Genomic DNA, 12084 nt, shown 5'->3' with positions numbered 1-12084 from the left:
ACCGATAGGGGTTTGCACCGAGTCAGCGAAATTCCGCTTTACATATCAGGTAGCCTGATATTAAATGCACTCATCGGGCCGCTGCTGGGGTCAACATTCACGGAGAAAGTAGATGAGTTACGAAGGTCGTTGGAAAACCGTCAAGGTCGATGTGGCAGAGGGCATCGCATGGGTTACGTTCAATCGCCCGGAGAAGCGCAATGCGATGAGCCCGACTTTGAACAAGGAAATGATCGAGGTCCTCGAGGCAGTCGAACTGGACGCCGAAGCGCAGGTTCTCGTGCTGACGGGCGAGGGCGACGCGTGGACCGCCGGCATGGATCTGAAGGAATATTTCCGTGAAGTGGACGCAGGCCCGGAAATCCTGCAAGAAAAGATTCGCCGCGATGCATGCCGCTGGCAATGGCAGTTGCTGCGCATGTACGCGAAGCCGACCATCGCGATGGTCAACGGCTGGTGCTTCGGTGGCGGCTTCTCGCCGCTGGTGGCGTGCGATCTTGCAATCGCCGCTGACGAAGCCGTGTTCGGCCTCTCCGAAATCAACTGGGGCATTCCGCCGGGCAACCTGGTGAGCAAGGCGATGGCGGATACCGTGGGGCATCGTCAGGCGCTTTACTACATCATGACCGGCGAGACGTTCACGGGGCAGGAAGCCGCGCGGATGGGTCTCGTCAACAACAGCGTGCCGCGTGCCGAACTGCGCGAGGCGACGCGTGTTCTCGCAGGCAAGCTGTTGCAGAAGAATCCGGTGGTGCTGCGCGCGGCCAAGCACGGTTTCAAGCGTTGCCGCGAACTGACGTGGGATCAGAACGAGGATTACCTGTACGCCAAGCTGGATCAGGCACAACTGCGCGATCCCGAAGGCGGCCGCGAGCAGGGCCTGAAGCAGTTCCTCGACGAGAAGGCGATCAAGCCGGGTCTGCAAACCTACAAGCGCTGAGCGATCGCCGGCGCCAAGGTAGCGCAGGCAGATACACGCGCAGGAAGACTGGCGGGACGAGAGACATAGCGAGGAGACGAGACACATGCATGAAGTGACATTGTTGATCGGCGGCGAGAGCCGTGGCGCATCGGACGGCAGAACATTCGAGAGGATCAATCCCGCGAGCGGCGTGGCGGCTTCGCGTGCGGCTGCCGCCACGTTGGCCGATGCCGATGCGGCGGTCGAATCCGCTGCGCGCGCGTTCCCGGCATGGTCCGCGTTGGCGCCGACCGAACGTCGCAAACGTCTATTGGCTGCAGCGGATCTGATGGATGCGCGCACCGCGCAGTTCATCGAAACCGGTGTGGCAGAAACCGGCGCCATGCCGAACTGGTACGGCTTCAATGTGATGCTGGCCGCCAATATGCTGCGCGAAGCTGCTGCGATGACCACGCAGATCGACGGCGACGTGATTCCGTCGGATGTGCCGGGCAGTCTCGCGATGGCCGTGCGCCAGCCGTGCGGTGTGGTGCTCGGCATGGCGCCGTGGAATGCACCGGTGATTCTCGGCACACGGGCAATTGCCATGCCGCTCGCGTGCGGCAACACAGTCGTGCTTAAGGCTTCCGAAGGCTGTCCCGGTGTGCATCGACTGATCGGCAGTGTGTTGCAGGAAGCCGGCCTCGGAGACGGCGTGGTGAACGTCATCACACATTCAGCTGAAGATGCGCCGGCGATCGTCGAAAGGTTGATCGCGCATCCGGCGGTGCGGCGGGTCAATTTCACCGGCTCGACGCGAGTTGGACGCATCGTCGCGCAACATGCCGCGCAGCATCTGAAGCCGGCGTTGCTCGAGCTCGGCGGCAAGGCGCCTGTGGTGGTGCTCGACGATGCCGATCTGGATGCGGCGGTGGACGGCATCGCGTTTGGCGCGTTCTTTAACCAGGGGCAGATTTGCATGTCGACGGAGCGGCTGATCGTCGACCGCAAAATCGCCGACGTGCTGGTTGAGAAGCTCGCGGCCAAAGCACGAACGCTGAAGGCGGGCGATCCCGCTGCGGCCGATTCCGTGCTCGGCGTGCTCGAAAGTGTGGCGGCCGCGCGGCGCATCAAGGCGCTCGTTGAAGACGCGCATGAGAAGGGCGCGAAGCTGCCGGTCGGTTGCTCGGTTGAGGGTGCGGTGATGCAACCCGTGATTGTCGACGGCGTGACGCGGGACATGTTGCTCTATGCCGAGGAATCCTTCGGCCCGGTGGTGACGGTGCAGCGCGTGGACAGTGACGAGGAAGCGATTCAGGTCGCCAACGATAGCGAATACGGTCTCTCCGCGGCGGTATTCAGCCGCGATATATCGCGCGCGTTGAATGTGGCGAAACGCATCGAATCGGGCATCTGTCACATCAACGGGCCGACTGTGCACGACGAAGCGCAGATGCCGTTCGGCGGCGTGAAGAAGAGCGGCTATGGGCGCTTTGGCAGCAAGGCGTCGATCGCCGAGTTCACCGACTTGCGCTGGATCACGATTCAGACCGGCCCGCGGCACTATCCGATTTGATTGTGCGCGGTCGAATGACCGCGTTGGAGCATTAAAGGAAGGTCTCGCCGCCGCAGAGAACGAGGCGCAGACTGCTTTCCATGGAGACAGGCGTTGCATTCCGAGCCGAGACAACCGAACACTTCCATCGCGCACGACAACGCGTCGACGCATTACCGCGCGACGACGATCGGCGCGTCATCGTTGCACGCGCAACGGCACGGCGACACGTGGTATTTGCGCGCTGCTGAGCCGCTCGGCGAACACCCACAACGAATGACCGACCGGCTCGCGAGCGGCGCGCGCGAACATCCGGAGCGCTGGCTGGCGGCGCGACGCGGCAGTGGCGGTCAATGGATCGGCCTGAGCTACGCGAAGGCGCTGCAAAGTGCTCGCGCGATTGGGCAAGCGCTGCTGGCGCGTGATCTCTCCGTTGAGCGTCCGGTCGTGATTCTCTCGGGCAACGATCTCGAGCATCTGCAACTGGCGCTCGGCGCGATGTGGGCCGGCATTCCGTATGCGGCAATCTCCCCGGCGTATGCGCTCGCTTCCGGCGACTTCGGCAAGCTGCGCCATACGATCGATCTGCTGACGCCGGGCCTGGTCTTCGTAACGGGCTACGACACCTTTGCGAGGGCGATCGATGCCGTGGTGCCAGCCGACGTCGAAGTCGTCGCTGCAACAGAACCCAAAGAGCCGCAGGCGGCGCGCAGCGTGACTTCATTCGGCGACCTGCTGAATACAACGCCCACCACAGTCGATTCCGTTCAGGCGGCGTTGAGTCCGGACGCCATCGCCAAGTTTCTGTTCACATCAGGCTCGACCAAACTGCCCAAGGCCGTGCCGACCACGCACCGCATGCTGTGCAGCAACCAGCAGATGCTGCTCGAAACGTTTCCTGAGTTCGCGAACGTGCCGCCGGTGCTGGTTGACTGGTTGCCGTGGAATCACACCTTCGGCGGCAGCCATAATGCGGGCATCGCGCTCTACAACGGCGGCACGCTCTATATCGACGATGGCAAGCCAGTCAACGGCAAGTTCGAAGAAACGCTGCGCAACCTGCGTGAAATCGCACCGACGATCTACTTCAACGTGCCGAAGGGCTGGGAAGAACTGGCCATCGCGCTGGAGCAGGACGCGCAATTGCGTGAGACGTTTTTCTCGCGCGTGAAGGTGTATTTCTTCGCGGGCGCGGGGCTTTCGCAGGCGGCGTGGGACCGGCTCGAACGCGTCACCGAACAATATTGCGGCGAGCGCATTCGCATCATGGCCGGACTCGGCATGACCGAGACCTCGCCGTCTTGTCTGTTCACCACAGGTCCGATCATGCGCGCCGGCTATGTCGGCTCACCGGCGCCTGGCTGTGAGGTCAAACTCGCGCCGGTCGGCGACAAACTGGAAGCGCGTTATCGCGGACCGCATGTGATGGCCGGCTATTGGCGCGCGAATTCCGCGGAGTTGGACAGCGTCTTCGACGAAGAAGGCTACTTTTGCAGCGGCGACGCGTTGCGCTTTGTCGATATCGAACGACCGGAACTCGGGCTGCTGTTCGACGGTCGCATCGCCGAGGACTTCAAGCTGAGTTCAGGCACCTTCGTCAGCGTCGGCCCGATGCGGGCTCGCGTGATTTCCGAAGGCGCGCCGTACGTGCAGGACGTGGTCGTTACCGGGATGAATCGCGACGACGTGGGTTTGCTGGTGTTTCCGCGGCTCGACGATTGCCGGCGACTGGCTGGTTTGCCTTTGTCGGCCAGCGCGCGTGAGGTGATCGAAGCACCCGCCGTGCGCGCGCATTTTGCAGCCTTGTTGGCAACGCTCAATCGCGGTGCGACTGGCGGCGCGACGACGATCGCCCGTATCCGGCTGATGGACGTCGCCCCTTCGCTCGATCTCGGCGAGATCACCGACAAAGGGTCGATCAATCAGCGCGCGGTGCTCACGCATCGGGCGGCGCTCGTCGAAGCGATGTACGACGCGGCACAGCGCGACCCCGCCGTGATTTACGCGGCTGCGTGTGGCGCGACGTGAGGCACGCATCGTTCGCTAACCCTGGGTCTCTCGTCGCACGGCAAAGGCGCTTCGCCGTATACAATTCGGCAGCGCCTGATTCTTGCCCAATACTGACCTAATCCCACTCATGCCGAATCCGACCCGGGCCTTTCTTCTCGGCCCGCTCCTGAAAGGCGTTTCACGCTCCTTCTATCTCACCCTGCGCGTGCTGCCCGCGGGGATGCGCGATCCGATCGGCCTCGCGTACCTGCTCGCGCGCGCGGCCGACACGATTGCGGATACCTCGCTGATCTCGCCCGAGCAACGCCTTGCAATGCTGCTGTCGCTGCGCGACCAGATCAACGGCGCCCCGAACGACGGCGCGCTGCTCCAGCGCATGGCCACTGAAGTGGCGGGCCAACAGATCCAGTCCGATGAAAAGGTGCTGCTCGAGTCGCTAGGACCTGCGCTCGAGGTGCTGTCGCAACTGAGCGAGTCCGACCGTAAGGCCGTGCGCGAGATCGTGTCGACGCTGACCGAGGGCATGGAATTCGACCTTCGCACGTTCCCCGACGAACGTTCCGGCCAGATCGCCGCGCTCTGCGAGTACGAAGAACTCGACCGCTATACCTACCTGGTGGCCGGCTGCGTCGGCGAATTCTGGACCACCATGACCTACGCGCACATGCCCGGCACACTGAAAGAGCGGCCTGAGATCATGGCGCGCCGCGGCGTGCGTTTCGGCAAAGCGCTGCAGATGACCAACGTGCTGCGCGATTGCGGCAAGGATCTGCGGATCGGCCGCTGCTACCTTCCGCAGACGATGCTCGATCAATCTGGTCTGAGCGCACAAGACCTCCTGCAGCCGGCAAATTCCGTTCGCGCCCGGCCGCTGATGGTCGAACTCGTGCGCAAGTCGCTGGATCATTTTCGCGAAGCGTTGGACTACACGCTGGCTATTCCCGCGTTTTCAGTGCGTTTGCGCCTCGCCTGCTTGTGGCCGATCCTGATTGGCCTCGACACGCTGCTGTTGCTGGTGGATAACAATGACTGGCTCGACCCGGCCAAGGTCTCTAAAGTGCGGCGCAATCAGGTGTATCAAATCATTGCGTCTTCACTGCTGCTGGTGCCTTCGAATGGTCTGGTGCGGGCGTCGGTTGAAAAGCGGATCAAGCAAATCGAAGCTCGATTCTGAGCGTGGGTTGCGATGGTTTTAACGTGGATTCAGTCATGCCGCATAGCCGATTTACGCGGCATTGCCTTTCAACTTAATCCGCATTATTGAATCGCCAGCAATCGGGAAACCCCTGGCACCCTGCATTGATGGTTCGCGTTAGTCTCTTCAAAAGAGGAGACGATTCATGAGACAAGCGTTCAATATTGCAGTGGTGTTGTTGCTTGGCTATTTGATGGCGGATAGAGCGCTAATGCGCGCCCAAGCCGGAGAGATGGGGACAATTACGTGCCACCAGGGCGCGGAGCTGGTCAAAGCGAATGCGTTGAAAAAGGGTTTCGGTGACGCCGGGGCCAGCAGCCAGGGTGAAAATTTCCTGTCGAGTTGTCTCGTCACGGGTCGTGGCCAGGTGGGCGATCTGATCGCTCGCGAATAACGCAAGCAGCCTGGCGCCGCTAAGGCTCAGGCCAGACGTAGCACGACATAAACAAAAAGCGCCCAGACCTTGAAGGTCCAGGCGAAGTCATCGGGAGCCCGATGACGGAGGTATCGAATACAGAACTGGCCCGCGATCGGGGATACTCGGTCGCGGGCCAGTTCGTTTGAATCAGAGCGTGCGGCTGTGTTGCGGGCTTAGCGGTCGATCAGGGCAGACGGCGTGGCCTCTGCCTCGATCCGCTGGACGGCCTGGTTGGCAACTCAGTTACCAGCTTAGTTACCGAAATAAACCGACTTCGAACCGCTCATCGGAACCGGCTGGCTCGACTGCGACGAGCCGTTCGCCACACCGCCGTAGCTGCTTTCTGCGGTACCGTTTTGCTGGGCGACACGGGCTTGCGCAGCCTGGATGTCAGCCGGGTAGTACGGGTCGGAACGGCCCGGCTGGTAGCCGGCTTTTTCGAGTTGAATCAGTTGCGCGCGGACTTCGGCGCGGGTCACGGGCTGGTTGGACTGCGCAAACGAGGCAACAGGAGCGGCCAGCACAGCGGCGACAACAACGGCTTGAATGAGCGATTTCATGATGAACTACCTCCAGTTCGGTCTTTATCTTGCTACGAGCGGTGTTGTTCGTAGTCAGTGATTCCATTGTAGTTTTGCGATCTGACCGGAGTAATCATCAATTCAGCTAATGTTTGTTGCGAGATTTGCAACAAAAGAAGAGTGCTTTGGTTAATGCGCTCTTGTGCGCATCGCGAAAAAAAGGGCGCCGACGGCGCCCTTTCTCCCTTTACGACCTGACGTTCAACTCAAACCGCTGCGGGCCGCCACTTCAACAGCCGCTGTTCGACCGCAGTCAGCAGGTAGTCTGCGGCCAGCGCGACCACCGCCAACACGATCATCGCCGCGAACACGCCGCTTGCGTTGAACGCGCCTTGCGCAGTGGAGATCAAGAGACCGATACCTTGCTTCGAGCCGAGGAACTCGCCCACCACCGCGCCGACCAGCGCAAAGCCGAAGCTCACGTGCAAGCTGGCGAGAATCCAGCTCAATGCCGACGGGATCACCACCGAGGTCGTCACCTGACGGCGCGACGCACCCAGAATCTGCGCATTCGCGATCATGTAGCGGTCAGCTTCACGCACACCCTGGAACGCATTGGCGAACACGACGAAGAACACCATCACCACCGCCAGCGCCACCTTCGAAGCCATGCCAAGACCGAGCGCAATCACGAATACCGAGCCGAGCACCACGCGCGGAATCGAGTTGGCGATCTTGATGTAGAGGCTGAACACATCGGAGAGCAGCTTGTTGCGCCCGAGCACGATGCCGCAGAACACGCCCGCCACCGAACCGATAATGAAGCCAAGCCCGGTTTCTTCGAGCGTGACCCACACCTGCGTCAGGAGCGGTCCTTGCGACGTGCCGTTCACGAACCAGTCGATGATCTGATCGAAGATCGCACTCGGCATCGAAAAGAAGAACGGATCGATCCACTTCAGGCGCGCGGACAATTCCCATCCGCCGAGCACAACCACCAGCACGACAATACGCAGCGTGATCACCAGCGCATGACGTTGGCGGATACGTTTTTGCGCGACGCGTTCGACTTGCGCGAGCGACGCGGGATCGATGCCCGAAGGCATCGTCTGTTGAGGGGTAGTAGACATGTTTGCCGTTCCTTGGATTATCCGATCTGCACTTCTTCGCGCAGGTCGTGCCAGATATCGCGCGAGATTTCGATAAAGCGTGGGTCGTAGCGAACTTCCGACGTGACGCGCGGACGCGGCAGATCGATTTCGTACACCTTCTTCAGCGTCGCCGGACGCGCGGTCAGCACGAACACGCGATCCGCAAGCGCAATCGCTTCTTCCAGATCATGCGTGACGAACACCACCGAACCGGCGCCGCCCCACAGTTGCAGCAGTTCGTCCTGCATCAGCGTGCGCGTCTGCATGTCGAGCGCCGAGAAGGGCTCGTCCATCAGCAGGATTTCCGGCTTGTTGATGAAGGTTTGCGCCAGCGCCACGCGCTTTCTCATCCCGCCGGACAGTTGATGCGGGTAGTGCTTGCCGAACTTGTCGAGGCCCACGCGGCGCAGCCATTCGTTGGCTTCGTCGTACGCGGCGGATTTCGAGCGGCCGCGATAGAGCGGGCCGGCCGCCACGTTGTCGATGACCGAGCGCCACGGAAACACGGCGTCCGCCTGAAACACGAAGCCGATGCGCGGGTCGATGCCGTCTACCGGTGCGCCCATTACGCGCACTTCGCCGGTGGTGGGCTTCAGCAAGCCGGTGATCATGCTGAGCGTGGTCGACTTGCCGCAACCCGTCGGGCCGACAACCGCGACGAACTCGCCGCGCGCCACCGACATGCTGAAGTCGCGCAAGGCGATCGTCGCTTTGCCATCCGGAGAGATGAAACGGCACGATACGTTGCGCATCTCGATGGCGGGCGTATCGCGTGACAGAGGTTGATTCATCGGCTGGTGCCTCGCAGTTCTCTTGATGTTGAAAGGGCGTGACGCAGAGGGTGTTACTTCGCCGCGGTCTTGACCGGTGCCGACACGTAGTCGTTGCTATAGGTCTTGGCGAGGTCGATATGCTTGCCCTTCACCGAAGGATTGAACGCCGACAGCACCTTCAGGACAGTGTCCGGGCCGTCGGCAGGCATCTTGCCGTCCTTCGTGAACATCGGCAGCGACGCTTTCAGCGCGCCGACGTATAGGTCCTTGTTGTTGCCGTAGTAATCCTTCGGCATCTTCGCGGCGATCTCTTCCGCGCTATGGGTCGCGATGAAGTTCAGCGTCTTCGCGAAGGCGTGCGAGAGCTTCGTGGCGTCGTCCTTGTGCGACTCGGCCCATGCGCGCTGCACGTAGAAGCTCGAAGCCGGATACGTGCCGCCGAGCGCAGCGCGCGTGCCTTCCAGCGTGCGCATATCGACCAGCACCTTGGCGTCGCCGGTCTTAAGCAGTTGTGAGACCGTCGGCTCGGTGGTCATGCCCGCGTCGATACGGTTCTGCTTGATGGCGGCGATAAAGCTGTTGTCCGCGCCAACCGGCAGCAGCGTGTATTGCGTGGACGGCACGCCCGCGCGTTGCGCGAGGTATTGCGTGAGGAAGCTGGTCGACGAGCCGAGGCCGGTCACGCCGAGCGTCTTGCCCTTCGAGTCGGCCATGCTCTTGAAGGTCTCGGCCGATTTGGTGGCGACCATTTCCACTTCACCCGGCACCTGGCCGAAAATCACCAGCGCCTGGACTTCCTTGCCCTTGCTCTGCAAGTCGATGGTATGGTCGTAGAAGCCCACCACGCCTTGCACCGCGCCCGCCAGCAGTTCGTTTTCCGCGTCCACGCCGGCCGGTTGCGAGAGGATTTCGACGTCGAGGCCTTCGTCCTTGAAGTAGCCGAGCTGCTCCGTGAGCTTGGCCGGCAGATAGATGATCTTGGTGGCGCCGCCGACCATGATCGTCAGCTTCTCCGCATGGGCCGCGGCCGAAGCGGCGGCAAGGGTAAACGCAACACCTGACACGGCGGCAATCTGGCGCAAGGTACGCATGAAGCAGTCTCCTGAGGTTTATTCGCCGCCCTGTGCGGATACGGCGCTTTCTGGACGAATGACGGCGATTATAGAAATCTGAAACCTTCTGGCAGCTTTCGGGGCTGCGAGCAAATCATGGGTGTTAACCCGAAAATCCTCCGTAATCTTTGGGGCGCCCCCTGGCAAACCCCATAACGTGGGCCACAAAGCACCCAAGCCGCGCGCAAAGCCCTTGTTTTACGGCACAATCGGCGTCCTGACTTTTGCCGCGCATTAAGTTGCCTATTTCGCCGTTCTCCCCATGAAGCTGCTGCTCATCGAAGACAACCCCACGCTGGCGCACTGGCTCGCGAAGATGCTGGAGCAGGAGGCGTTCGCGCTCGACGCCGTGCAGGACGGCGACGCCGCCGACCGCTTGCTGCGCACCAATCACTACGACGTGATCCTGCTCGACCTGAATCTGCCGAAGCTGTCGGGCAAGAACGTGCTGCGCCGTTTGCGCCAGCGCGGTGACGCCACGCCGGTGCTGATCCTGACGGCGAGCGGTTCGATCGACGAAAAAGTGGAACTGCTCGGCGCCGGCGCGGACGACTACCTGGTCAAGCCTTTTGAAGTACGCGAGCTGATCGCGCGCATCAAGGTGGCGATCCGCCGCCAGTCGCCCTCGAAGGCGAGCGAGGTAGTGTGCGGCGATCTCGCGTTCGACATCGACACGCGTCAGTTCACGCTGAAGGGCGCGCCGCTGAACGTGACGCCGCGCGAGCGCTCGGTGCTCGAAACGCTGATCCTGCGTTTGGGCAAGACGGTAACCAAGCCCGCCCTGGTCGACGCGATCTTCACGCTCGCGGACGAGCCGAGCGAGGACGCGGTCGAAATCTACATTTCGCGGCTGCGTAAGAAACTCGACGGCAGCTCGGCCGCGATCGTCACGTTGCGCGGACTCGGTTATCTGCTGCGCAAGAAAGAAGATGACCAATAGTCTGCGCATGCGTCTGCTGTGGTGGCTGCTGGTGCCGCTTGCGTTGTACGTGTTCGTCACGGGCAAAGCGGAATACGACAACGCGCGGCGCACGGCGGACCTGGTGCAGGACAATCAACTTATCTCATCGGCGCGGATGATCGCGGGTGAAGTGGAGTGGGTGGACGGTTTTCTGCGCGTGGACGTGCCACCCGCCGCGCTTGAAGTGTTCGTGTCGCCCTATCGCGATCAGGTGTTCTACAGCGTGCTGGTCGACGATGGCCGCCTGCTGGCGGGCACGCCGGATTTTCCGCAGCGCTCGGCGCGCTCGCCCGACACGGCCGATCACTACGACACCGAACTCCACGGGCAACCCGTACGCGCGGTCGGCCTCGTGCGCCTGATGTACGACAACGGTGCGACGCGCCGCGTACGTGTGACGGTGGGCAAGACCGTACGCTCGCGCGACGCGATGGCGCAGCAATTGTGGCAACCGCAACTCGTGCGGCAGATCGAGATGATCGTGCTGGCGGTCGCGCTGGCCTGCATCGGCCTCACCTTCGAATTGCGGCCGCTGATGAAAGTGAAGGAAGAGGTCGCCGACCGTGACCCCATGCAGCTCGAACCGATTCGCGTCGAGCGCCTGCATACCGAGTTGCGGCCGATCGTCGAAGCGATCAATCAATGTATCGCGCGGCTCGGCGTGCAGGTGGCCGCACAGCGGCGTTTTATCGCCGACGCCGCGCACCAGTTGCGCACGCCGCTCACGCTGCTCGGCACGCAGTTGCAGTTCGCACGCCAGCAGGACGGCCTGAATCCCGCGCTCGACGAGGCGCTCGCCGCGATGCACCGCAGTAATCGTTCGATGGTCGGACTCACGAACAAGCTGCTGTTGCTCGCGCAGGCCGAGGCTGCCGACAACAAGCAACTCGCGGTGGAAACGGTCGATCTAGTGCCGCTGGCGATGGAAGTGGTGGAGGATCTGGCGTTGCTCGCGCAGGCCCGGGACATCGATCTGGGCGCGGAACTGAACGGCCCCGCGCCGGTGGCAGGGCATCGCGGCTTGCTTCAGGCGTTGATCGCCAACCTTGCGGAGAACGCGATCCGCTATACCGGCAGCGGCGGCCACGTCACGGTGGCGGTCAGCGGTCAAGCCGATACAGTCACCGTGACGGTGCTGGACGATGGTCCCGGCATTCCCGCCGAATCGCGCACCCGCGTGTTCGAGCCGTTCTTTCGGGCGTCGACAGATACTGAAGGGACCGGGCTGGGCCTCGCCATCGTGCGTGAAATCGCGGACGCCCATCACGGGGAGATTGTGCTTAAACCGGGTGAGGGCGGTAAAGGCGTGCACGTGACCGTCTCGTTTCCGCGCGCACCGACGGAAGAATCTCAGGCCGGTTAACTCGGCCGCTTCAAATCGGCGGCTTCAAAAGTACTCGGGACAAACCCGCAATCGGCACAGGAAACGCGTGTTCGAAAGCCTGTAGAAGGATTTGTACCCCTAGAATTTGAGGCAGGCGATTCAC

At 62.0% G+C, this 12084-nt stretch carries 11 protein-coding genes; 7 read left to right on the top strand and 4 right to left on the bottom strand.

What is annotated here, in order from left to right:
* The first annotated feature begins 112 nt into the window (after positions 1 to 112).
* The 5 genes from M0D68_RS00715 to M0D68_RS00695 all read left to right on the top strand — a co-directional run bounded on the left by M0D68_RS00715 (position 113) and on the right by M0D68_RS00695 (position 6055).
* Complete coding sequence (locus M0D68_RS00715) at positions 113 to 940, top strand: p-hydroxycinnamoyl CoA hydratase/lyase (protein WP_093637597.1); 828 nt, start codon at positions 113 to 115, stop codon at positions 938 to 940.
* An 85-nt stretch (positions 941 to 1025) separates the two neighbouring features.
* Complete coding sequence (locus M0D68_RS00710; protein ID WP_266223521.1) at positions 1026 to 2477, top strand: aldehyde dehydrogenase; 1452 nt, start codon at positions 1026 to 1028, stop codon at positions 2475 to 2477.
* Between the two features lie 168 nt (positions 2478 to 2645).
* On the top strand, positions 2646 to 4484 hold the full coding sequence (locus M0D68_RS00705) for a feruloyl-CoA synthase (protein ID WP_266223944.1): 1839 nt from the start codon (positions 2646 to 2648) through the stop codon (positions 4482 to 4484).
* A 109-nt stretch (positions 4485 to 4593) separates the two neighbouring features.
* Positions 4594 to 5640 carry a phytoene/squalene synthase family protein gene (locus M0D68_RS00700; protein ID WP_211705933.1) on the top strand — a complete coding sequence of 349 codons (1047 nt, stop codon included), beginning with the start codon at positions 4594 to 4596 and terminating at the stop codon, positions 5638 to 5640.
* Positions 5641 to 5806: 166 nt separating this feature from the next.
* On the top strand, positions 5807 to 6055 hold the full coding sequence (locus M0D68_RS00695) for a hypothetical protein (protein WP_093637584.1): 249 nt from the start codon (positions 5807 to 5809) through the stop codon (positions 6053 to 6055).
* Between the two features lie 275 nt (positions 6056 to 6330).
* Here the strand turns inward: M0D68_RS00695 and M0D68_RS00690 are convergent, their stop codons facing one another.
* The 4 genes from M0D68_RS00690 to M0D68_RS00675 form a co-directional block, all read right to left on the bottom strand.
* Complete coding sequence (locus M0D68_RS00690; RefSeq protein WP_211705932.1) at positions 6331 to 6639, bottom strand: DUF4148 domain-containing protein; 309 nt, start codon at positions 6637 to 6639, stop codon at positions 6331 to 6333.
* A gap of 227 nt (positions 6640 to 6866) precedes the next feature.
* Positions 6867 to 7730, bottom strand: a complete 864-nt coding sequence (locus M0D68_RS00685) for an ABC transporter permease (protein ID WP_054035533.1) — start codon at positions 7728 to 7730, stop codon at positions 6867 to 6869.
* 17 nt (positions 7731 to 7747) lie between these two features.
* Positions 7748 to 8542 (bottom strand): ABC transporter ATP-binding protein, encoded by a 795-nt coding sequence (locus M0D68_RS00680; RefSeq protein ID WP_054035532.1) that lies wholly within the window; start codon positions 8540 to 8542, stop codon positions 7748 to 7750.
* Positions 8543 to 8595: 53 nt separating this feature from the next.
* Positions 8596 to 9615, bottom strand: coding sequence for an ABC transporter substrate-binding protein (locus M0D68_RS00675; protein WP_200621428.1), 1020 nt, complete (start codon positions 9613 to 9615; stop codon positions 8596 to 8598).
* 283 nt (positions 9616 to 9898) lie between these two features.
* Between M0D68_RS00675 and M0D68_RS00670 the strand changes: the two genes are divergently transcribed.
* On the top strand, positions 9899 to 10576 hold the full coding sequence (locus M0D68_RS00670; RefSeq protein WP_027778124.1) for a response regulator: 678 nt from the start codon (positions 9899 to 9901) through the stop codon (positions 10574 to 10576).
* Positions 10566 to 11960, top strand: a complete 1395-nt coding sequence (locus M0D68_RS00665) for a sensor histidine kinase (protein ID WP_211705931.1) — start codon at positions 10566 to 10568, stop codon at positions 11958 to 11960. Before M0D68_RS00670 ends, M0D68_RS00665 begins: the two co-directional genes overlap by 11 nt.
* Positions 11961 to 12084: the final 124 nt, after the last annotated feature.

This window comes from Paraburkholderia sp. SEWSISQ10-3 4 (assembly GCF_030464785.1).
In the GTDB taxonomy this organism is placed as follows: domain Bacteria; phylum Pseudomonadota; class Gammaproteobacteria; order Burkholderiales; family Burkholderiaceae; genus Paraburkholderia; species Paraburkholderia aspalathi.
Note: the sequence above shows the minus strand (reverse complement) of the source record. Positions and strands in the feature narration are given on the sequence as shown.